The organism is Microbacterium sp. Soil_N32 (genome assembly GCF_057655505.1).
In genome coordinates this window covers 18,610-41,083 of sequence record NZ_JBDGME010000007.1, presented here as the reverse complement: position 1 = coordinate 41,083, position 22,474 = coordinate 18,610, and the positions used below count along the sequence as shown (strand labels likewise).

Genomic DNA, 22,474 nt, shown 5'->3' with positions numbered 1-22,474 from the left:
CGAAGGCCCCGCAGGCGAACCTGCGGGGCCTTCGTCGTTCCTCAGCCGATCAGCTCTCAACCGGACGACGGCGGGCGACGAGACCCGCGCCGGCCAGCAGCGCCAGGACGCCGAGCATCCAGAGCAGCGTCGCCTCGCCTCCGGTCGCCGGGAGCGTGCCGTCACCGGCATCCGCCACACCGTCGCCACCGCCGGCCGCGCCACCGCCGGCGCCACCTCCGGTGCCGCCGGACCCGCCGCCCGTTCCCGGGTCGGTGGGTTCGGCCTGCGCCACGACGGTCACCGCGCTCTCCGCGACGGCCGTCGTGCCGTAGTCGTCGGTCACGGTGTACACCAGCGTGTACGCGCCGGCCGAGGGGCCGACCATCCGCGCCGTGCCCGTCGCCCGCACCAGTTCGACCTCGATGCGCTCGGTGAGGTCGAGCCCGTTCGCGTCGGTCGCCGTGATTCCGGCGCGCTCGTCGAACTCCTCGCCCTCGACGACCGTGCGGGTCGGCGGCACGCCGCCGAACGTCGGCTCGACCGCGGTGACCGTCACCGTGCGCTCGACCGCCGTCTCGTTGCCTGCCAGGTCGACCGCCCGGTAGACGAGCGTCGTCACGCCCGGCTTCGTCGTGTCGACCGTGCCCTCGACCGTGATCGTCGCGGTCACGTCTCCGTCGACCTCGTCGGTCGCGGTGACGCCGGCGAGCGGCTCGAACGGCTGCCCCTGCGCGACCTCGGTCTCGCTCGGCAGGCCCGCGAACTGCGGCCCCTTCTCGTCGTTCACCGTGCGGGTGAGCGTGACCTCGTCGACGACCGTGCGGTCCATCGTCTGGTAGGTCGTGAGCGTGAGGGACTCGGGCGTCACGTCGACGTCGGTGTACTGCGGCTGGTTCGACTGCGCCTTGATCGCCGCCTCGGGCGAGGAGGCGTCGAGACCGTAGAACTTGCTGCCGCTCGACGAGTTGCCGGTGACGTACAGCACCTGCCCCTCCTCGGCCGCGAGCGTCACGCCGGACTGCTCCTGGGCATCGAGGTCGCCGACGGGCGTCGTGCCGTCCATCAGGTAGCTGCGCGTGTAGATGTGGTCGTGACCGGCCAGCACCAGGTCGACGCCCAGCTCGCTGAACACCGGGGCCAGGGCGGCCCGGCGCTCCTTGACGTCCTGCTCGACCGAGTGGAACGCCGCCGAGTACAGCGAGTGGTGCATGATCACGACGACCCAGTTCGCGTCGGCGCCCTGCTCCTCGACCACCTGACGGAGGAAGGCCGCGTGGTCCTCCTCGTTCACGCTGCGCGCGTTGGTGTTGATGTTGAGGTAGAGCACGCCGTTGTAGGTGTACCAGTAGTCGCCGCCCGCACGCCCCGCCGTGCTCTCGTACCCGTGGGTGGCAGAGCGGTTCGGGGTGAAGAAGTGCGAGTTGAACTGGTCGGACTGGTTGTCGTGGTTGCCGATCGTGGCCTGGAACGGCAGCTGCTTCAGCAGCTCCGGGGCGATCAGCGAGGCGTACTCGTCTTCGGAACGGTGCGTCTCGACCTGGTCGCCGCCGCTCACGATCATTGAGGCATCCTTCTCGTACTGGTCGATCTGGCCGAGCGATGCGGCCCAGCGGTCGCGGTCGTTCTGCCAGCTGCCCGAGGCGCCGAGCTGAGCATCCGTCAGGTAGACGAAGCTGTACGACTCGTCGAACGTGCCCGTCCACAACTCGTACGAACGGGACCAGCCCATCTCGGCGTTGCCGACCCGGTACAGGTACGACGTCTCCTCGGCCAGCGCGTCGATGACGACCTGGTTCGAGAAGCGGCCGTCGCGGGCCTGCGTCGTGACGGCGTCGATCGTGCGCGCCTCGGCGACCGGGAACCCGGCGCCGGTGCGGGCGGATGCCGGAGCGACCTGCACCTGCGCGGGCACCTGGCGGTCGGTGTAGAACGTCAGGTTGCGCTGCGTCTCGTCGGATCCCACGTGCAGCAGCACGTCGGAGATCGCGGCAGGGGCGCCCTTCGCGGCGACGGTCAGGCTCTTCAGCTGCATGAACACGTCGGAGCTCGTCGCGTTGGTGTTGTGCACCTGAATCGCGATCGTGTTCGTGCCCGCCTGCAGCGCCGATGCCGGCACCGTGAAGGTGCCGGTGAGCGGCGCCGAGCCGTTGCCGCCCGCGTAGACCATGTTGCCCGTCGCTTCGTCGACGCGCTCGTCGGCGAAGCCCGCGACCTTCGTGCCGTTGACGAACACGCGTGCGGCGTCGTCGTAGGCGAGCTCGCCGTTCAGCTGCGTGATCTGCGCGAGGTCCGCGGCATCCAGGTCGAAGGTCGTGCGAAAGAAGAACGTCTCGACGTTCGTCGTGCCGCCCGGCTTGTACTGGCTGACGAGGGTGGTGGGGGTGTAGCCGCCGCCGAGGTCGGCGAGGGCGCCGCCCTTCGCGCCGAAGCTGCCCGTGCCGGTCTTCCACGACGAGTCGTCGACGTCGGCCGCGGTCCACGCGGTCTTCGACGCGAGCCCCGCGGCGGGGTCGTCGGCCGTGTCGTGGAAGCGCCACGGGGTCGTGGCGGTGATCACCGGTGCGCCGTCGATGTCGGACGGTGCGGGGATGGTCGGGGCCGTCGGCTCCTGCGCATCCGGTCGCGTCGGCAGCGCGGGCTGCTCGGGGTCGACGGCGGCGACGGGGCACAGTGCGACGTCGAACACGTGCATGATGCCCTTCGACACGTCGATCGGCAGAGTGACGCTGCGCACCGTCTTCGTCGCGTCGAGCGGCACGACCGCCGTCGCGAAGAGGTTCGGCTTCGCGGTGTCGGAGCCGCCGGTGAGCGTGTTGCGCTTCGTGAGCGGCACGAGACGGATGTTGCCCGGCTCGGCGCCCGTGTTCGTCCAGTCGGTCAGGCGCACGTCGACCTTCTTCGTCGACCCGTCGGAGTAGGTGACGAGGGCGGTGCCGCGCGAGGGCCCGTTGGTCGCGAGACCGAGGAACGAGATACCGGATGCCGCCACGTCGCCGAACTCGAGCACCTGCCCGTTCGGGATCCAGTGGTCGGCCTCACCGGCCACGGTGTCGGGCCACGTGAACTCGACCCCCGTCTCGCCGAGGGGGAGCTTCGCGCCGCCCGTGACGCCGGCCTTGGCGAGATCCTCGCGCGAGAGACCGATGCCGCCGGCATCCAGTCCTCCCATGTTGACCGCGCCGTCCGACGTGATGCCCACCGAGTTGCGGGCGTCGCTGCCGTCGCGGAACGACGGGGGAACATCGCTCGCATCCGTGCCCCACGTGCCGGGCGTCGCGCCCATCGTGAAGTCGAGCGTCCCTCCCGCGCGGGCGAAGTCGGCGGGCAGCCACGACGCGGTCTGCGCCTGGCCGTTCACCGACAGTCCCGTCGTGTACCGGCGGTCGTCGCCGGCGCCGGGGGCGTCGATCGTGATCGAGCGGTCCGACCCGATCGACGTGATCTCGATGTGCTCGAACATGGGGGCCGAGACAAGCAGGTCGGCGGTGCCCCAGATCGCGGGCATGAGTCCGATGTTCGCCCACACGTACCAGGCGCTGAACGATCCGAGGTCGTCGTTGCCGGCGAGGCCGTCGGGTGCCGTGGTGAACAGCTCGTCTGCCGCGCGGTACAGCGTCTCGGTCGTCTTGTGCGGGGCCTGCAGCCAGTTGTAGACCCACGGAAGTCCGAAGCTCGGCTGGTTGGCGATGTACGCGGCGTCGCTGAAGGCGCCGGCGTCGAGGTCGCGCAGGATGCTGTCGAGCTGGGTGGTCGCGGCATCCTTCCCGCCGCGCAGCGCGATGAGGTCGGCCATGTTGTGCGCCACGTTGAAGCCGTACTGGTAGCCGGTCGACTGCTCGAACTGCGCGCCCTGCGTGGTGAGCGAGGTGTTCATGAAGCCGTTGCGGTTGCGGGCGTCGATGTGCCCGCGCGCGGTGTTGAAGACGTTCTTCCAGTTCTGCGACCGGGTCGAGAAGCGCTCGTACGCGTCCTGGTTCCCCAGGCGCTGCGCGAGCTGTGCGATGGCGAAGTCGTTCGTCGTGTACTCGATCGTGCGCGACGTCGCCGCACCGCCCTTGTCGCCGTCGACCCAGCCGTGGATGCCGTACATCACGGCATCCGACCGGCCGGTGTTCGTCATCGGCAGGGTCTGCGTCGCGACCATGCTCTCGAGCGCCTTCGCGCGGTCGTAGTCGGTCGAGCCGAAGTCGTCGGTCGCGGCGACGATGTTCTGCAGCGAGTCGCCGCTCATCTTCGTCTGGATGCGGTTGTAGGTGGGCCAGCTCGTCCACTTGCCCGACTGCGACACCATGTCGACGATCGACTGGTTGATGTCGCTCGCCCGCTGCGGGAAGAGCAGGGCGACCAGCTGCGACTGGCCGCGATAGGTGTCCCACCCCGAGAAGTTGACGTAGAAGTCGCGGCCCTGCTCGACGGTGCGGATCTGCCCGTCGTAGCCGGTGTAGCGTCCGTCGACGTCCTGGAACGTGTTGGGGTGCAGGAGCGCGTGGTAGAGCGAGGTGTAGAACGTGATGCGGTCGCGGTCGGTGCCGCCGGTCGCGTCGATCGTGCCGAGGGCCTCGTCCCACGTCGCGCGGGCCTGGGCGCGGGTCTCGTCGAAGCCGAGGGCTTTCGTCTCGGCTTCCGCGTTCGCGCGGGCGCCGTCGACCGACACGTAGCTCAGGCCGATCTTCGCGGTGACGTCTGCGCCGTCGGCGAACGTGAGGTAAGCGCCGGCGCCGTGCTTGGTCGCCGCGCTCGCCGCCGTGCCTCCGGCCTGCACGCCCGCGGGGGTCCACGTGCCGAACGACTCGACGGGCTGGTCGAACGTCGCCGAGAAGTAGGCGGTGTACTGCGAACCGCCGTTGCAGACGATGTTGGCCTTCACCGAGCCGGAGAGTTCGCCGGTGGCGGGGTCGAACGCGATGTCGGACGCGTGCACCTGGTTGTTCGACCCGCCCGCCTCGAAGAGCAGGGTCGAGGTCTGGGCCGTCGCGTCGAACGAGTAGCGGCTGACAGCGGTGCGGGTGGTGCTCGTGAGCTCGGCCTGCACGTTCTCGAGGTCGACCGCGTAGTACCCGGGCTCTGCGATCTCGTTCTCGTGCGAGAAGTCGAGGAAGTAGTCGCCGATCGCGCTCGCCGGGTTGCTCGGCAGCGCGCCGTCGGTCAGCGCGCCCGTGAAGGGGAGGACCGGGAAGTCGAAGCCGCCGAAGTTCGACCGGCATCCGGTGCCCGACAGGCGGGTCATGCCGAAGCCGCGCAGCTGATCGGCGTTGTACTCGTAGCCGCCGTACTGCTGGCCGTTCCCGGTCTCGAACGTCGTGGGGCTCGACTGCACCATGCCGAAGGGCACGGTGGCGCCGGGGAAGGTGTTGCCGTAGTGGTCGTTGCCGCGGGCGTTGTTCGCGTCGTTCATCTCGGTGCCGATGAACGGGTCGACGGCGTCGAACGGGGTGCGGGTCGACACCTCCTCGGCGTGGGCGGCGGGCGTCACGAGGACGGACGACGCCGTGAGGGCGGTGATGACCCCGGCGGCCAGGGCCGCGCGACGTCTGCTCATGTGTCGGCTGGGGGCAGCCGAACGCATGGGGGGCATGCGATACCTCCGTGTGGTGGGTGGGGATGCGCCGCCCGATTCTGACAACGCTGTCAGGAACACTATGGAGGTTGATGGACGAGGTGTCCAACAACGGGTGAACACCCGGTGTCGGAGGTCGGGACTCGTCACCCGCCCGGCGAGGAGATCTCACGCTACGAAGGAGAGGATTGCCAGGGCAGTCCTTCGCAGCGGGAGATCTCCTGCGCACGCGCGGTGAGGGTGCGAGCGGGCGGGGTGAGCGCGGGAGCGCGCCTGCTTACTGGGCGGTGTAGCCGCCGTCGACGAGGTGGTAGCTGCCGGTGATGAAGCTCGCGGCGTCGCTCGCGAGGAAGACGATCAGGTTCGCCACCTCGTCGGCCTGGCCGAGACGCCCGATCGGGTGCTTGCTCACGAGGTACTGCTTGGCCTCGTCGCCCATGGTGGCCAGCAGCGGGGTGTCGATGAAGCCGGGACCGACCGAGTTCACGCGCACGCCCTGCGCGGAGTACTCCAGCGCCGCGCTCTTGGTCATGCCGACGACGCCGTGCTTGGCGGTGACGTACGCGGGGGAGTTCGCGAAGCCGACGCTGCCGAGGATCGACGCGATGTTGACGACGGAGCCGCCGCCGTTCTCGAGGATCGAGGGCAGCTGCGCCTTCATGTTGCGGAACACGGCGTTGAGGTTGATCGAGATGACCTTGTCCCAGGCGTCGTCGTCGTACTCGGCGGTGGGGGCGGATGCTCCGCCGATACCGGCGTTGTTCACACCGATGCGCAGCGGGGCGAGGGAGTTCGCGAGCTCGACCGAGGAGGCGATCCAGGCGGCGTCTGTCGCGTCGCCCACGGAGGCCTCGGCGCTGCCGCCGGCCGCGCGGATCTCCTCGACGACGGCGTTCGCGTTGTCGGCGTTCAGGTCGTTGACGACGACCGCGGCACCGTTCTTCGCGAGCAGGAGGGCGACCGCGCGCCCGATTCCGCTGCCTGCTCCGGTGACGATCGCGGAGCGGTCGGAGACGTCGTACTGGGCCATGGGTGGGCTCTTTCCCGGGCGGGCACGGTGCCGGGAGATCTTCTCGGACGGTCCGTCCTTCTCCTCCACCCTACGCCCGCTGGCGCGAAGTGGATTCATCTGCATGGAATTCTGCGAACGCGGACCGCGCCGCGGCATGGTGCTCTCACGCACGCCCGATGCAGCTGGCTGCACGGCACACCTTCCGGCTTGTTTAGTGGTGTTTAGTGCCACCGCTTTCGACGGCTATCGCGACATAGGGTGATCTCGACGCGTCGGTCGGCGTCCCGTCGGAGCGCCCTTGACACCACGCAACAAAACCGGTTTACTACCACTCATGCGGTTCGGTGGTCCGACACCGCTCACCACAGCAGGAAGCCGTCCCGAGGCATCCGAACGAAGGAGTTTCTCGCAATGAAGCGTTATGCAGGTGTCCTGGCCCTCGCCGCCCTCGCCCTTCCCCTCGCCGCCTGCGGCACGTCCGGTGGCGCACCGGGTGCCGAGTCCGGCGAGCTGACGTCCGGCCCGATCACGATCTGGTACTCCACGAACGAGCAGGAGATCGCCTGGGCCGAGGCCGTCGTCGAGGCGTGGAACGCCGAGCACCCCGACGAGCAGGTCAAGGCCGCAGCCATCCCTTCGGGGAAGTCGTCGGAAGACGCGATCGGCGCCGCCATCACCGCCGGCAACACCCCGTGCCTGGTCTACAACACGGCGCCCGCGGCCGTGCCCGCCTTCCAGAAGCAGGGCGGCCTGGTCAACATCTCGAAGACCTTCGACGACGGCGAGTCGTTCATCACCGAGCGCTCGGGCGACGCCGCAGACGGCTTCCGCTCGCCCGACGGCGACCTGTACCAGGTGCCGTGGAAGGCCAACCCCTTCATGCTCTACTACAACAAGGAGGCCTTCACCGCTGCGGGCCTCGACCCCGAGAACCCCGAGCTCGCGACCTACGACGACGTGCTCGCCGCGGCCAAGGCCATCAAGGACGCCGGTGCCGCCGACTTCGCGCTCTACCCGCCGGCATCCGGCGACTACACGAACGCGCTGTTCGACTTCTACCCGTTCTTCCTCGCCAACTCCGGCGGCACCCAGTTGGTGAGCGACGGCAAGGCCGCCTTCACGAGCGACGAGGGCATGGAGACGCTCGAGTTCTGGAAGACGCTGTACGCCGAGGGCTACTCGTCGGCCGAGGCCTACAGCGGTGACGCATGGGCCGGCCCGTTCGCCGACGGTGTGGCGGCCATGGGCATCGCCGGTCCGTGGGGCGCGGCGGCCTTCGACGGCAAGGTCGACTACGGCATCGTGCCCCTGCCGACCGCCGAGGGCACCGCTGCCGAAGACACGTACACGTTCGGCGACTCGAAGAACGTCGGCCTCTACACGTCGTGCGAGAACAAGCAGACCGCGTGGGACTTCGTGAAGTTCTCGATGAACGCCGAGAACGACCTCGCGCTGCTCGAGACCACCGGGCAGTTCCCGACGCGCAGCGACGTCGACGCGGTCGCCGGCGACTACCTCGCCACGAACCCGGTGCTGTCGACCTTCGCCGCCTCGGTGCCGCTCACGGTCGACGTGCCGAACGTCGCCGACGCGACCGAGATGTGGCAGACCTTCCGCGACGCGTGGGGTCAGGCCGTGCAGGCGGGTGAAGGCGACCTCGGCGAGACCTTCGGCACCGCCGCCGACAAGATCGACGCTCTGCTCGACGCGCAGGGCTGATCGACCGATCGGTCGCCCAGGCCGATCCACCCCGGGGTGCGCGTGTCATGGCGCGCACCCCGGATCCCCTCCGTCGCTCGAAGGCGGAGGCCGCACGCAGCAGTCCGGCAAAGGAGCCATGCCATGAAGCGCATCGCCGCGTTCATCGCCTTCACGATCGCCCTCGTCCTTGGGTCGTCGGCGGTCGTCGCCGCCCCGGCATCCGCCGCGCCCGAAGACGACGTGGCGACGGTCATCGACCGTCTCGAGGAGTACTACCTCGGACAGGGCGACGAGATCATCATCGCCAACGGCATCTACCTGGCCCGCACCTCCGAGGCGCTCGACTACGTCGCATCGCAGAACGCCGACGGCTCGTGGTCGGACGTGAACTACGCCGATCGCACGAGCTCGGCGAACGGCAGCGTGTGGTCGGCCTACACCGCGCTCTACCGGATGCTCGCGATGACGCAGGCCTACAACGACCCGGAGGCCGCGGGCTTCGGCGACACCCGCCTCGTCGACGCCGTCGGCCGGGCGCTGCTGCACTGGGACAAGGTCGACCCGGGCAACACCAACTGGTGGGAGACCGAGATCGGCGAGTCGATCGCCATGGGCCGCATCTCGATGTTCCTCGGCGGAGAGCTGAGCCCCGAGGCGCTCGCCGTGGCGCTGAAGCACAACACCGGCAAGCTCGACCCCGTGGGGGCCAACGGCGCGTGGCGCACCTCGAACTACATCTTCGAGGCCCTCTCCACCCGCGACATCGCGAAGGTCCGGGAGGGGTTCGCGACGATCGTGGCGACCATCGCCGTCGACCACTCCGGCACCGTGCAGGAGGCCGTGCAGCCCGACGGCAGTTTCTGGGCGCACGGCGCGCAGCTGTACAGCGAGGGCTACGGAATGGTGCTCTTCACCTACGCCGCGCTCTGGTCGGACGTCGCGCGCGGCACCGGCCTCGCCTTCACGCGCGACCAGCTCGACTCGATCGCCTTCTACTTCGTGAACGGCACCCGCTGGCTCATCCGCGGCGAGATCGGGATGCTGTACCTCAACTACCGTCCGCCGAAGACGATCGGCGGCATCACGAGCCACGCGTCGGAGTTCATCGAGCCGCTGCAGCGCATGGTGCGAACGGATGCCCTCTACGCCACCGCGTACCAGGCGGTGCTCGACGGGGTGCTCGGCGAGACCGAGACGAACGGCGTCACCGGCAACAAGTACTTCTGGCGGTCGGAGTTCTCGTCGCACCTGCGCGACGACTACGGCATCTTCACGCGCCTGAACTCGTCGCGCACGTTCGGCGCGGAGCTGCGCACGTCGTACCGCGACGAGATCGGCAACCCCGTCTACTGGAACGCGATGGGTTCGACGGCCATCCAGGTCGACAACCGCGAATACCTCGACCTGGGTCCGGCCTTCGACTGGTTCCACTACCCGGGCGTCACGGCGCCCGACGAGAAGCGCACAGAGCGCGGCTTCGAGAACCGGGGTCGCAACGGCGACGGCGGTTCGTTCACGGGGGGCGCGTCGAACGGCGAGTTCGGCGTGAGCGTGCTGACCCTCGACACCGCGGGCACGACGGCGCGCAAGGCGTACTTCTCGTTCGACCAGGGCATGGTCGCGCTCGGCGCCGGTATCGCCTCGACGAGCAACGCCGCCGTGCACACGACGATCAACCAGGCCGTCGCGAAGCCGAACGCGTCGGTCGGCGGCGCTCCCGTCGCCGCCGGGACCGACCGGCAGGACGCCGGCGACGCCACCTGGGCGTACAACGACCAGGTGGGCTACGTCTTCGGCGGCGACCAGAACGTGAAGGTGTCGAACAAGACGCAGGCGGGCAGCTGGGAGGGGCAGGAGGCGCAGAGCCACGACGCCTTCTCGCTGTTCGTCGACCACGGCGCGAAGCCAACGGCCGGCACCTACGACTACACGGTGCTGCCCGCCACCACCCCGGCCGAGGTCGAGGCGTACGCGAAGGCGCCGACCGCCCGAACGCTGCGCAACGACACCGAGGTGCAGGCGGTGCGCGACGCCGAGGCCGGCATCACGATGGCGGCGTTCGCCGCCGCCGGCTCGCTCGATCTGGGCGACGGTCGCACTCTCGCGGTCGACCAGCCCGCGCTCGTCGTGCTCGACGAACGGGGCGAGGCGCCGGTCGTGAGCCTGTCGAACCCCGATCGCGGCGGCCTGCGCGTCGGCGTGACCCTCACCGGTGGTGACCAGACACGGCACGGCGTCTTCGCCCTGGGCTCCGGCGAGAACCTCGGCAAGACGGTCACGGCGGCGCTCGTCGACGGCCCGCTGCCCGCCGCCGTCACGTTCGCCGCGAGCAGCACGGCCGCCGGTTCGTCGGTGGCCGCGCTCGGCGACGACGACCCTGCGACGGTCTGGCGCTCCGACGGCGCCGGCACGCAGTGGGTCGCGAAGACCCTCCCCCGCGGATCGTGGGTGACGAAGGTCGCGATCGACCAGGCGGCGGATGCCGTCGCCACCGACCTCGTCGTGCAGACGTCGCCGAACGGTGTCGACTGGACCGATCGCGCGAGCATCGCCGGCGCGGCCGCCGGAGTCACCGAGATCCCGATCACGCCGACGCCGGCCGAGCACGTGCGCGTGGTGCTGCTCGACGGAGAGGCCGGGGTGTACGGCATCCGCGAGCTGTCGGTGTCGTCGAGCGTGAACCTCGCGATCGACGCCGGCACCCGGGCCTCGGGCTACGCGGGCTACAACCTCGTGTTCTCGCTCGCCGACGGCGACCCGAACACGCGCTGGCGCGGAAACAACGCCGACAGCGCGTGGGCGCAGATCGACCTCGGCGCGTCGAAGCCGGTCTCGACCGTGCGGCTGTCGTGGGAGGCCGCGTTCGCGAAGGCCTATCGCATCCAGCTGTCCGACGACGGGCGCACCTGGCGCGACGCGTACGCGACGCCGTCCGGCGGCAGCGACGGCGGCGTCGACGTGATCACGCTCGAGGGCCAGACCGCCCGCTACGTTCGGATGCAGACCGTCACCCGCGCGCTGAACTACGGACCCTCACTGTGGGAGTTCGAGATCTTCTCCGACCGGCTGGTGGCCGATGCCCCGGTCATCCCCGCGGCGAACGCCAACCTCGCGCTGGGTCGGCCGACGACCGCCGACAGCGTGCACCAGAACAACGCGACCATCACCGGGCCGAAGGCCACGGACGGCTCGAAGTCGACCAAGTGGTCGTCGGCGCGCCCCGTCGCCGAGCACTGGCTGCAGGTCGATCTGCAGAGTGTGCGGTCGGTGTCGCGCGCCGTGGTGGCGTGGGAGGCGGGCACCTCGAACGACTACCGGATCGAGGGCTCGGTCGACGGGTCGACCTGGCAGCCGCTGGCGCGCGTGCAGGCCGCGCAGCCCACGCTCACCCACACGCACGACTTCGCCCCGGCGGAGGTGCGGTACGTGCGCTTGACCGGCGTGCCGGCGACCCAGTACGGACTCAACATCTGGGAGTTCGAGCTGTACGGCGGCTACACGTTCGAGTGCGCGGCGCCGGTCTCGGCCGTGCGCGACGGGTCGGCCGTCGCGGCCGCCACGGTCTCGCCACTGCAGCCCGGCGACACGTTCAGCGCGGTGTCGATGGACGAGTCGGTCGTCACGGTCGCGGGTGCCGCCCGGGTGTCGGGCGACGGACGCGTCGAGGTCGACCTCGCGACGCACCAGCCCGGGCGCACGAGCGTCGGCATCCGTCACGCGGGCGGCACCGAGATCGCCTGGTGCGCCGTGACCGTCTCGGCCGACACCGCACGCCTGCAGGCGCAGATCGACGCCGCGAACACGCTCGACAGCACCGCCTACACCGCGGCCAGCTGGGCGCCGCTGCTGCCCGCGCTCGAAGCCGCGAAGGACGTGCTCGGCCGGCCGGGCGCCCCGCAGGACGAGGTGGATGCCGCGACCGCCGCGCTGCAGGCGGCGCTCGCCGGGCTCGTGCGCAACGATGCCGCGCCGAGCGCTCCGCGGGAGGTGCGGGCGCTCGCCTCGGGCCGGGTCGTCGACGTGCAGTGGTCTGCCCCCGAGAGCATCGGCGGCTCGCCCGTCTCGGCGTACGAGGTCACCGTGGGTGGCATCGTGGTGCAGACCGAGGGCGATGTGCTCTCGGCATCCGTTCCCGACGTCGCCCCGGGCGACCACGCCGTGACGGTTCGTGCCCAGAACGCGGGCGGATGGTCGGAGCCCTCGGCCCCGATCACCGTCACCGTCGACCCCGACGTGGTCGTGCCGGTGGTGCGGGTCGAGGGCTCGCCGAAGGTCGGCGGCGCCCTCGTGGCCACGGGCACCGGGTTCGAGCCCGGGGCGGAGTACCGCATCCAGCTGCGGTCGACCCCTGTCGACCTGGGGACCGTGACCGCCGGCGACGACGGCACGATCGCCTTCCGCGGGACGGTTCCGGCCGATGTGGAGGCGGGCGCCCACACGCTCGTCGTGATGCGGGCGGATGCGGACATCGCGTCGACGCCGGTGCTGATCGCCGCCGCCGATCCCGCGCCGGGTGGTCCGGGGTCGCCCGGTGCGGGCGGCGCTCCGGGCGGTGCGGACGGGGGCTCCGACGGCGACCTGCCCGCCACCGGCGGCGATCTGACCTGGCTGCCCTGGACGCTCGGGGTCGCGCTGCTGCTCATCATCGGGGGCATCGCCGTGAAGGTGCGCCGCGGTCGCCTCGACTGAGGTTCACAAGGGGGGCCGGTCCTTGGACCGGCCCCCTTCTGCGTGCCCGCCCGCAACCGCGCGCGAAGCCCCAACCGCCCGCGCGGAACCCCCACCGGCCGTGCGGAACCCCGACCGGCCGCGCGGAACCCCGAACCGCCCGTGCGAAACCTCAGCCCCCGCGCGCGAAAACCCACGCCGCCCGTGCGAAAACCCCAGCCCCCGCGCGCGAAAACCCAGACCGACCGCGCGTACACCGGCGTGTCCCGGGGCGGCGCGCCGCAGCATCCGCCCTTCGTCTCCGTTTTCGTGCCGGGAGGGAGGTGCCAGGTATGGGTGGGGGGAGTGTGTGTGGGTGGGGGTGTGGGTGGGGAGTGTGGGTGGGGGGTGTGTGGGGGCATGCAGAAGGGCCGCCTCCGGGAGGAGACGGCCCTTGTGGATGCTCAGACGCGGGTGAGCTCGGCGACGCCGATCGACGAGTCGGCCATGCCGTAGAACACGAAGGTGCGGCCCTCGATCTGCTCGACCGCCGTGGGGAACACGACATTCGCGAGGGTGCCCTGGGTCTCCTCCGCCGTCTCGGGGGCGAGCAGCGGTTCGGCCGAACGTGCGATCACGCGGCGAGGGTCGTCGGCGTCGAGCAGGATCGCGCCCGCCGAGTACACCGAACCGTGGGCGAGCTCGAAGCCCTTGGGCGTCGCGCCCGAGACACCGTGGTGCAGCAGCAGCCACCCCTCGGGGACGCGCACGGGCGACGGGCCCGCACCGATCTTGGCGCTCTCGTAGGCCATCTCGGGGCCGACGATCATGGCCGAGTCGCGGACGTCGGTCAGAGCCGAGACATCGCGCGTGACGGCCTCGACGTCGATGTAGCCGATCCAGATCGAGGGGCGCTCCTCGGTGATGCCGACGGGCGGGCGGGATCCCTCGCCCGGGCGCAGCCAGTCGAGGTCCCACATCGGGCGGTGCAGCAGCGCGATGCGCGGGGTGCCGTCGGGGCCGGGCACCAGCTCGGGGAAGAACACGATGTCCTTGTTCGCGAACAGGTTGAGGTCGGTGCCGAGCTCGGGCTGGTAGGCGAAGCGGATCGGGCCGAGACGTTCCCACGTGACCGTGTCGCGCGAGACGGCGAGAGCCGGCTTCGGGCCGAGCGGGCCGTACGCGATGTAGGTCATGACGTGCAGGCCGAGCGGTTCGAGGAACGTGATGCGAGGGTCCTCGACGCCGCCGTTCTGGCGACCGTGCTCCCACTGCTCGTCGGGCGACAGCACCACGCCGAGGCGCTCCACACCGACGGGCACCCCGTTCTCGACGACCACGCGGGCGCGGGCGATGCGCGAGACGTTGCCCGCGGCGACGACCCGCGGGTACAGGTACAGCTCGCCGTCGGGGCCCCAGGCGGTGCCCGGGTTGAGCACCCCCTCGGCCTCGAGGGGATCGTCGGTGCGCGCGGTCATGATCGTGCCGACGCGACGCAGGGCGTAGGGCACCGGGGCGGTGCTCCCTGTGCTGTTCACGGCGGCGGGGGAGGGAGACGATGTCATCGCTGTGCCTTCGGGTCTTTCGGTATCGGGTGCTCAGCCCTTGATGGCGGAGCCGAGGTTGGCGGAGGTGAAGTGCCGCTGGAAGAGGAGGAACAGCACGACCACGGGCACCGCGAGCACGCACGCGCCCGCGAGCACGGCGCCCATGGGGTTCTCGAGGAACGAGCGGTTGGTCTGCGAGAAGTTGGCGAGGCTCACGGCGAGGGTCTGCTTCGTGGCGTCCTTCGTGACGAGGAACGGCCAAAGGAACTCGTTCCACGGGCCGATGAAGGTCACCAGCATCGCGGTCAGCACGGCCGGGCGCACGAGGGGCACGGCGATGGAGATCAGGATGCGCAGCTCGCTCGCGCCGTCGATGCGGGCGGCGTCGAACACGTCGCGCGGGATCTGCAGGAAGTACTGGCGGAAGATCAGCACGGCGACGGAGTTGATCGCGAACGGCAGGATCATGCCGATGAAGTTGTCGGCGAGACCGAAGTACCGCACCACCATGACGTACAGGGGGATCATGAGCAGCTGGAACGGGATCGCCTGCACGAGCAGCACGAGGGCGAACACCAGACCGCGGCCGCGGAACGACAGCACCGCGAGCGCATAGCCGACCAGCAGCCCGAAGACGAGCGTGCAGGCGACCACGCCCGCCGTGAAGATCAGCGAGTTGAGCAGGGAGCCGAGCAGGTTCACCGACTCGTTGATCTCGACGAAGTTGTTGAAGCTCAGGTTCTCAGGCAGTGGCAGCAGGCCGAAGAGGCTCGTGTCGCGCTTGCGCTGCAGAGCGCCGATCACCATGTAGTAGAACGGCACGAGCGCGGCGAGGGCGCCGACGAAGAGCAGGGCGAAGCGCAGGGTCGGCAGCACCCGGCCGGGGCGGGGCGTGCGAGTCGTGCGCGCGTCGGAGGGGGTCATCGGTTCTTGCCTTCCGTGATGCGGCGCGACACGAGCGAGACGATCATCACCGCGATGACGAGGATCATGCCGATCGCGGCGGCGATGTCGGGCTTCCCCTGCTGGATGCCCTGCTGGTACATGAGCAGCGCCGGGGTCATCGAGGCGTTGTTGGGTCCGCCGCCGGTGAGCAGGTACGGCTCGGTGAAAATCTGGCCGGTGGTGATGATCGACAGCAGCACCACGAGCGAGGTGACCGGACGGACGGCGGGGAGGGTGACCGAGCGGAATCGCTGCCAGCGTCCCGCACCGTCGAGCTGGGCGGCCTCGTGCAGCTCCTTCGGCACGTTCTGCAGCGCGGCGAGGTACAGCAGGATGTAGAACCCGAGGTTCTTCCAGGTGACGTAGACCGCGATCAGCGGCATGATCAGCCCCGAGTTCGCCAGCCACGACGGGTCGGGGGCGAGCGAGCCGAGCATCGAGTTGACGACGCCGTTGCCGTTGAAGAGGAAGATCCACACCGCCAGGGTCGCGACCGATGCCGTGACGTACGGGATGTAGTACGAGATGCGGAAGAAGCCCTTCCAGTGCACCACGGCGTCGAGCCCCGACGAGAGCAGCAGGCCGAGCACGACCGTCAGCGGCACGTTGATGACGAGGAAGATCAGCAGGTTGCCGAACGCCTGCCGCACGATCGGGTCGGCGAGCACGGCGGCGAAGTTGTCGAAGCCGACGAACGGATGCTCCACCGCGACGCCGGGGGCCGTGAAGTAGAAGTCGTGCACCGACATCCAGATGCCGAACCCGAACGGGATGAGGAAGACGACGATGACGAAGAGCGTGTACGGGGCGCTCAGCAGCAGACCGAGCGGGTTCTCGCCCAGCCAGCGCTGCACGGCGCCGGAGCGTCGACGGGGTCGCGTGGTGTTCTGCTGCGCTGGTGCCGCACTGCCCATGGCGATTGTTCCTCACTGATACGACCGTCCGCCGGCCCGACAGGGGTGCGAGACCCGAAGGTGGGCGGCGCTGACTCGTCTTAGTAAACCGGTTTTGATGTGCGGCTGCAACCTCGCCGATGCGCGGGCTGACATCGCCGCCAGTCCGGCGGCTCGGCGTGGAAGAGATCGAGCTAAATCGGGCTAAACGGTCGGTTACACTACAGACCATGAACGCCTCGATCCCCGAGAGTGCGGGCGCCGGGCGCACCGCCTCCTCCCCCCGCGGCGGCGCCAGGGAACGCAAGATCACGATCGGCGACGTCGCGGCGCGGGCCGGGGTGTCGAAGAGCGCGGTGTCGTTCGTGTTCAACGGTCGCTCCGGCGTGGGCGAAGAGGCGCGCGAACGCATCCTCGAGGCGGCGCGCGAGCTCGAGTGGCGTCCGGATGCCCGGGCCCGCGCCCTGTCGCGCAGCCGGGCGCAGGCACTGGGGCTGGTGATCCGGCGCGATCCGGAGCTGCTCAGCACCGACCCGTTCTTCCCGCAGTTCGTCGCGGGGGTCGAGAGCTTCCTCTCCACCGTCGGCTACGCGCTCGTGCTGCAGGTCGTCGACGGCGAGCAGGCCGAGCGCGAGGCGTATTCGCGCTTCGCGCACGAGGCCCGCGTCGACGGAGTCTTCCTCACCGACCTGCGCGTCGAAGACGAGCGTCCCGCCGAGCTCGCGGGCCTGGGGCTCCCGTGCGTGCTGCTCGGCACGGGTGCCGGCGAGGGCACCGAGCCGATCGGACTCGACGATGCCGCGGGCATCCGTCGCGCCGTCCGTCACCTGCACGCCCTGGGGCACGAGCGCATCGCGCATGTCTCGGGCGCCGACCGGTACGTGCACTCCCGGGTGCGTCGAGACGCCTGGGCGGGCGAACTCGCTCAGCTCGGACTGCGCCCGGGCACGGTCGTCGAGGCCGACTTCACGGGTGCGGCCGGCGCGCGCGCCACCCATGAGCTGCTCGACGATCCCGAACCGCCGACCGCGATCATCTTCGCGAACGACATCATGGCGATCGCCGGCATCTCGGCGGCGATCGACCGGGGCATCCGCGTGCCGCAGGACCTGTCGGTCATCGGCTTCGACGACATCCCCCTCGCGCCGTACGTCATCCCCCCGCTCACCACCGTGCGGCAGGACGTGTTCCAGTGGGGCAACGCGTGTGCGCGTGCCCTCGTCTCGATCGTCGAGGGACGCGAGCCCGGGCCGATCGACCTCCCGCCCGTGGAGTTCGTCGTGCGCGGCAGCACCGGCCCGGTGCGCGGGCATGCGGATGCCGTCGCCGAGGCATCCGCATGACGCCGCTGCCCCGCCTCGTGGCGTTCGACCTCGACGACACCCTCGCCCCGTCGAAGAGCGCGATCGATCCGCGCATGGGGGCGTTGCTCGTGGCGCTCGCCGCGCGGGTCGAGGTGGCGATCATCTCGGGCGGACAGCTCGGCCAGTTCACGGCGCAGGTCATCGACCGCCTGCCCGATCCGAGTGCCGCCGTGCTCGCACGCTTCCACCTGCTGCCCGCCTGCGGCACGCAGTATTACCGCATCGGGGCCGACGGCATCGAGACCGTGTACGCCCTCTCGCTCACGCCGGCCCAGCGTGCCGATGCGGCAGCCGCGCTCGAAGACGAGGCCCGTCGCCTCGGGCTCTGGGAGTCGCAGACCTGGGGCGACATCATCGAGGACCGCGGGTCGCAGGTGACCTTCTCGGCCCTCGGGCAGCACGCCCCGGTCGACGCCAAGGCCGCGTGGGACCCGACCGGCGCCAAGCGCAACGCCCTCAGCGCCGCCGTCGCCGCCCGGCTGCCCGATCTCGAGGTGCGCTCCGGCGGCTCCACCTCGATCGACATCACCGACCGCGGCATCGACAAGGCCTACGGCATGCGCAAGCTCATCGAGCAGACGGGCATCGCCCTCGAAGACATGCTCTTCGTCGGCGACCGCCTCGACCCCGCCGGCAACGACTACCCCGTGCTCGCGATGGGTGCCCGCTGTCACGCGGTGACTGGGTGGGAGTCGACGGCGGAGTTCCTCGAGGAACTGATTCCGCGGCTCGGGTAGGAGTCCAGGGCATCCGCCCTGTCCCCGGCGGGCTGCCGTCTGCACCCGCCCCCGTCCCGCGCCGCCCCGAGCCCCCGGCTCAGTCCTGCCTGTCCCTGCCCTCCCGGGCCTGCGGCTCTGTCCTGCCTATCCCTGCCCTCCCGGGCCTGCGGCTCTGTCCTGCCCGCCCCTGCCCCCCCCTTGCACGGACGTTCCACGCCTGCACGGAGTTCTCGCGTGATCGTCCGTGCGGGTGTGCATCTCCCGTGCGGCTCGCATGCGGTTCGCGAGAAAACCTCTTGACACGGCATCCGCTCCGGCCTAACGTACAACCAAATGGTTGCACAACGAGAACTCAGCGAAGCGGAGGTGGACCGTGTCTTCCACGCACTGGCCACGTCGACGCGGCGCGACATCCTGCGCCGCACGATCGAGGGCGAGCAATCGGTCTCGACCCTGGCCGCCTCCTACGACATGTCGTTCGCCGCAGTGCAGAAGCACGTCGCCGTGCTCGAAGCAGCCGAGCTCATCGTCAAGCGCGCCGAAGGACGCGAGCGGCTCGTCCGCGCGAACCCCGAGATGATCGTCCGCGCCCGGGCCCTGCTCGCCCGCTATGAAGAGCTCTGGCGCTCGCGCATCGCCCGCCTCGACGACCTGCTCGCCGAGCCCGCGGATGCCGCGCCGACGCCACCCGCGCCACCGGCCACGCCACCGGCCACGCCGCCCACGAAGACCACCGACAGCACCACCCCGACCGCACGAACCGAAGAAGGAGAATGATCATGCCCGTCACCGACGTCGTCACCGATGCCGAGAACCTCACCATGACGGTCGTCGCCGACCTGGCGGCCCCTGTCGAACGGGTCTGGGACGCGTACAGCGACCCGCGCCAGCTCGAGCGCTTCTGGGGCCCTCCCGGGTGGCCGGCGACCTTCACCCACTGGGATCACACGGTCGGCGGCAAGGCGAACTACACGATGACCGGTCCGCGCGGTGAGAAGGCCTCCGGCACGTGGGAGTTCGTCGAGATCGACGCCCCGCACGCCTTCACGGTTCTCGACGCGTTCGCCGACGAGGAGGGAACGCCCAACGCCGACCTGCCCTCGATGCGCATGACTTTCACGTTCGAGGAGACGGCCGACGGCACCCGTATGGTCAACACCAGCTACTTCACCTCGGCCGAGGCGCTCGAGCAGGTCGTCGCCATGGGCGCGATCGAGGGCACGAAGCTCGCGATGAGCCAGCTCGACGCCGTGCTGCAGGACCTGCGCGACTACGCCCAGGGCCGGGGCACGCAGGTCGAACTGCTCGACGACACGCACGTGCGCATCACCCGCCTCATCGAGGGGCCGCGCGAGCTGGTCTGGCGGGCGCACCACGACCCCGAGCTCATGAAGAAGTGGATGCTCGGGCCCGACGGCTGGGAGATGACGGAGTGCGTCGTCGCCACCGAGGTCGGTCAGCGCTACCGCACCTCATGGGCGCCGGTCGGCGACACCGAGGGCGAGCCGTTCGGGTTCGAGGGCGAGGCGCTGCTGATCGATGCTCCGCGCCGCTCGGTCGACACCGAGAAGATGCAGGGCACGCCGGGGCCCGAGACGCTCAACGACCTCAACCTCTACGAGGAGGACGGTGCGACGCTCCTCACCCTCTACATCGAGTACCCCGATAAGGACACGCGCGACATGATCCTCGCGACGGGCATGGCCGACGGCATGGAGGCCTCCTACCGTCGCCTCGAGAGCGAGCTGCTCGCGGTCTGACCCAGGCGCGACTATCCGAACCGAGCCCCCGGTGGCACCGACTCGGGACCACCGGGGGCTCACCGCCGCCACGATCGCGAGACTGCCGTCGGCACCAGGCCGGTCTCGCCCGGCTGTCCTGAGCTATGGCGAGGCGAGGCGAAGGGCCGCAAGGCGCCGCGGACGACGCGGATCCCCGCCCGCCGGGATAAAGTGGCGACACGATGAGGATCACGCGCCGCACTCTGCTGCTCGGCGCCGGGGCCGGTGTCGTCTCGGTGCTTCTGGCATCGTGCACGCCCGAACCGGAGCCGACGCCCACGCGAACCCCGACCCGTACCCCCGAGCCGGGGCCGTCGAACGGGGTGCCGCGTCCGGCGGGCAGCATCCGCTCCACCTGGACCGCCGATCCGTACGCGTTCGGCGCCGTCAGCTTCGTGCCCGTGGGAGTCGGCGCCGACACCCGCAGTGCGCTGGCCCGACCGGTCGACGACCGTCTGTTCTTCGCGGGCGAGGCCACAGACGAGGATGCTCCGGGCACCATGCGCGGCGCCATCGCTTCGGGCGAGCGCGCGGCCGGGGAGGTGCGGGATGCCGGAGACACCGGTGAGCGCATCGCCGTGATCGGGGCCGGTCTCGCCGGCGCCACGGCCGCGGCACGCCTCGCGGACGCCGACTACCAGGTGACCGTGATCGAGGCCCGCGACCGCGTGGGCGGGCGGCTGCACTCGCGCGTCGACGACTCCTGGCCGGTGCCCGTGCAGCTGGGCGCCTGGCTCTTCGGGCCCGACGACACCGACCTCGTCGACACGCTCGAGTCCGAGGACGTGGGCATCGTCGACCTCGCCGGCGTGCGCTGGCGCGGACCCGACGGAGACGTCGAGCCCCTCAGCGTCGAGCCGCTGACCGCGGCGATCGCGACCGCCCGCGACGCGGCGGACGACACCTCGGTCGCCGATGCCCTCACCGCCGCCGGCGTCGATGCCGACGACCCGTCCACCGCCGCGCTGCTCGCCGTCCTCGCCACCGCGTCGGGGGCGGATGCCGGGGAGCTGTCGAGTTGGTTCGCCCCGCCGTTCCCGGCCGAGGAGCCCCGCGCCGCGCGCGACAGCCTGCTGCCGTTCATCGAGCACACGCTCGACGGCGTGCAGGTCGGCCTCAACCAGCCCGTGACCCGCCTCGCGTACGACGACACGGGCGTGAGCGTGCGCATGGGCACCGGCGAGGCGCTGTCGTTCGACCGGGTCGTCGTCACCGTTCCGCTCGGGGTGCTGCAGGAGCAGGGCATTGAGTTCGACCCTCCGCTGCCGTTCGCGAATCGCGGCGCGATCTCCGCATTGGGGATGGGGTCGGTGGAGACCGTGTGGCTGCGGTGGGACGAGCCGTTCTGGGACGCCGAGGAGGCGATCTGGCACACGGTCGGCGGTGACGCGAGCATCCGCACCTGGATCAACCTGCGTCCCGCGACGGGCGAGAACGTGCTGGTGGGGATCGTCGGCGGTGACTCCGCCGTCCGTTTCTCCGAGCTGGACGACGACGAGGCGTTCGCCCAGGCGATCGAGGCGCTCGGCCCCTATCTCGCCTGAGCGACCGACCCGACGAGCTCGTCGACCGGCGCATCGTCACGGTCGGGGCCATCGCCCGGACCGTCGGGGGTCTCGTCGCCCGGGTCGTCACGCAGCCGTCGAGGCAACGGCATCCGACTGATGAGCACGAGCGCCGTCGCGACGACCGCGAACGTCGCGAGCGCGATGCCCGACGACACCAGGAACTCCGCGGGCCCGCTCACCTGGCGTGGGTCGAGGAAGTAGTAGGGGTACCAGCCGATCAGCGGTCCGCGCAGCATCGTGAAACCGCCCCACACCAGCGGGTAGACGAGCGTCGACGGCACGACCCGCCACGGCACGGTGCGATGGCCGGGGGCGAGCGCCCAGGCGGCGGCTGCGCACGCGGGCAGGTAGAAGTGCAGCACCTGGTCGGACCACGGCACGTCGATGCGGATGCCCCGCAGCCCCGCCTGCCACACGAGGATCGCGAACACGATGCCGGCCGTGATGGTCCAGGTGAGCACGAGGGCGAGGACGATCGTGAGCCAGCGCGGGTCGCGGGCACGGCGGAGCGCGAGGATGCCCGCGATGGTGAGCACCACCACGAACGCGACGTTCGACTGGTTGGTCAGGTACGCGAAGAAGTTCTGGCTCGCGATCGTGTGCGAGGCGAGCCCCCACGCCAGACGGTGGATCAGGGCCACGAGACAGAGGGCGGCGGCGCTGAGACGGAGCAGACCGAAGACCGTGCGCGCCTTCACTGCTGCGTCACCGGCCGATCTCCCATCCGCCGAGTCTACTTTTCGTCGGGCGGGAGTCCT

Annotated in this window: 13 protein-coding genes; 7 read left to right on the top strand and 6 right to left on the bottom strand. The window is 70.5% G+C overall.

The genetic code is table 11. The annotated features are described in order from the left end of the window. Positions 1-49 precede the first annotated feature (49 nt). Together AC3A3J_RS00595 and AC3A3J_RS00590 are read right to left on the bottom strand one after the other, a co-directional pair. Positions 50-5,521 carry a GH92 family glycosyl hydrolase gene (locus AC3A3J_RS00595; RefSeq protein ID WP_487670413.1) on the bottom strand — a complete coding sequence of 1,824 codons (5,472 nt, stop codon included), beginning with the start codon at positions 5,519-5,521 and terminating at the stop codon, positions 50-52. Positions 5,522-5,816: 295 nt separating this feature from the next. Next, positions 5,817-6,569 (bottom strand): SDR family NAD(P)-dependent oxidoreductase, encoded by a 753-nt coding sequence (locus AC3A3J_RS00590; RefSeq protein WP_487670412.1) that lies wholly within the window; start codon positions 6,567-6,569, stop codon positions 5,817-5,819. Positions 6,570-6,962: 393 nt separating this feature from the next. On the opposite strand from AC3A3J_RS00590, the gene AC3A3J_RS00585 reads away from it, so the two are divergent. Both AC3A3J_RS00585 and AC3A3J_RS00580 read left to right on the top strand, forming a co-directional pair. Continuing rightward, a complete protein-coding gene (locus AC3A3J_RS00585) occupies positions 6,963-8,270 on the top strand; it encodes an ABC transporter substrate-binding protein (RefSeq protein ID WP_487670411.1) in 1,308 nt (435 codons plus the stop codon). Positions 8,271-8,393: 123 nt separating this feature from the next. Beyond that, positions 8,394-12,941 carry a galactose-binding domain-containing protein gene (locus tag AC3A3J_RS00580; RefSeq protein ID WP_487670410.1) on the top strand — a complete coding sequence of 1,516 codons (4,548 nt, stop codon included), beginning with the start codon at positions 8,394-8,396 and terminating at the stop codon, positions 12,939-12,941. Positions 12,942-13,363: 422 nt separating this feature from the next. On the opposite strand, the gene AC3A3J_RS00575 is transcribed toward AC3A3J_RS00580, so the two are convergent. From AC3A3J_RS00575 to AC3A3J_RS00565, 3 genes are read right to left on the bottom strand one after another with little or no spacing between them, the layout of a single operon-like run. Further along, a complete protein-coding gene (locus AC3A3J_RS00575) occupies positions 13,364-14,464 on the bottom strand; it encodes a glycoside hydrolase family 130 protein (protein ID WP_487670409.1) in 1,101 nt (366 codons plus the stop codon). Positions 14,465-14,497: 33 nt separating this feature from the next. After that, positions 14,498-15,370, bottom strand: a complete 873-nt coding sequence (locus tag AC3A3J_RS00570; RefSeq protein WP_487670408.1) for a carbohydrate ABC transporter permease — start codon at positions 15,368-15,370, stop codon at positions 14,498-14,500. Beyond that, a complete protein-coding gene (locus tag AC3A3J_RS00565; protein ID WP_314648867.1) occupies positions 15,367-16,305 on the bottom strand; it encodes a carbohydrate ABC transporter permease in 939 nt (312 codons plus the stop codon). Before AC3A3J_RS00565 ends, AC3A3J_RS00570 begins: the two co-directional genes overlap by 4 nt. A 209-nt stretch (positions 16,306-16,514) precedes the next feature. Between AC3A3J_RS00565 and AC3A3J_RS00560 the strand changes: the two genes are divergently transcribed. The 5 genes from AC3A3J_RS00560 (at position 16,515) to AC3A3J_RS00540 (ending at position 21,692) form a co-directional block, all read left to right on the top strand. Next, positions 16,515-17,627: a LacI family DNA-binding transcriptional regulator gene (locus AC3A3J_RS00560; RefSeq protein ID WP_487670407.1), complete on the top strand. Its 1,113-nt coding sequence runs from the start codon at positions 16,515-16,517 to the stop codon at positions 17,625-17,627. Next, on the top strand, positions 17,624-18,385 hold the full coding sequence (locus AC3A3J_RS00555) for an HAD-IIB family hydrolase (RefSeq protein WP_487670406.1): 762 nt from the start codon (positions 17,624-17,626) through the stop codon (positions 18,383-18,385). The genes AC3A3J_RS00560 and AC3A3J_RS00555 overlap by 4 nt, the downstream gene beginning before the upstream one ends. 315 nt (positions 18,386-18,700) lie before the next feature. Continuing rightward, complete coding sequence (locus AC3A3J_RS00550) at positions 18,701-19,144, top strand: ArsR/SmtB family transcription factor (protein WP_487670405.1); 444 nt, start codon at positions 18,701-18,703, stop codon at positions 19,142-19,144. A 2-nt stretch (positions 19,145-19,146) separates the two neighbouring features. After that, on the top strand, positions 19,147-20,127 hold the full coding sequence (locus AC3A3J_RS00545; protein ID WP_487670404.1) for an SRPBCC family protein: 981 nt from the start codon (positions 19,147-19,149) through the stop codon (positions 20,125-20,127). A 203-nt stretch (positions 20,128-20,330) separates the two neighbouring features. Further along, complete coding sequence (locus AC3A3J_RS00540; protein WP_487670403.1) at positions 20,331-21,692, top strand: flavin monoamine oxidase family protein; 1,362 nt, start codon at positions 20,331-20,333, stop codon at positions 21,690-21,692. On the opposite strand, the gene AC3A3J_RS00535 is transcribed toward AC3A3J_RS00540, so the two are convergent. Next, the gene (locus AC3A3J_RS00535; RefSeq protein WP_487670402.1) at positions 21,680-22,414 is read right to left on the bottom strand and encodes a Pr6Pr family membrane protein; all 735 of its coding nucleotides are present in this window, start codon (positions 22,412-22,414) and stop codon (positions 21,680-21,682) included. The genes AC3A3J_RS00540 and AC3A3J_RS00535 overlap by 13 nt on opposite strands. Positions 22,415-22,474 lie beyond the last annotated feature (60 nt).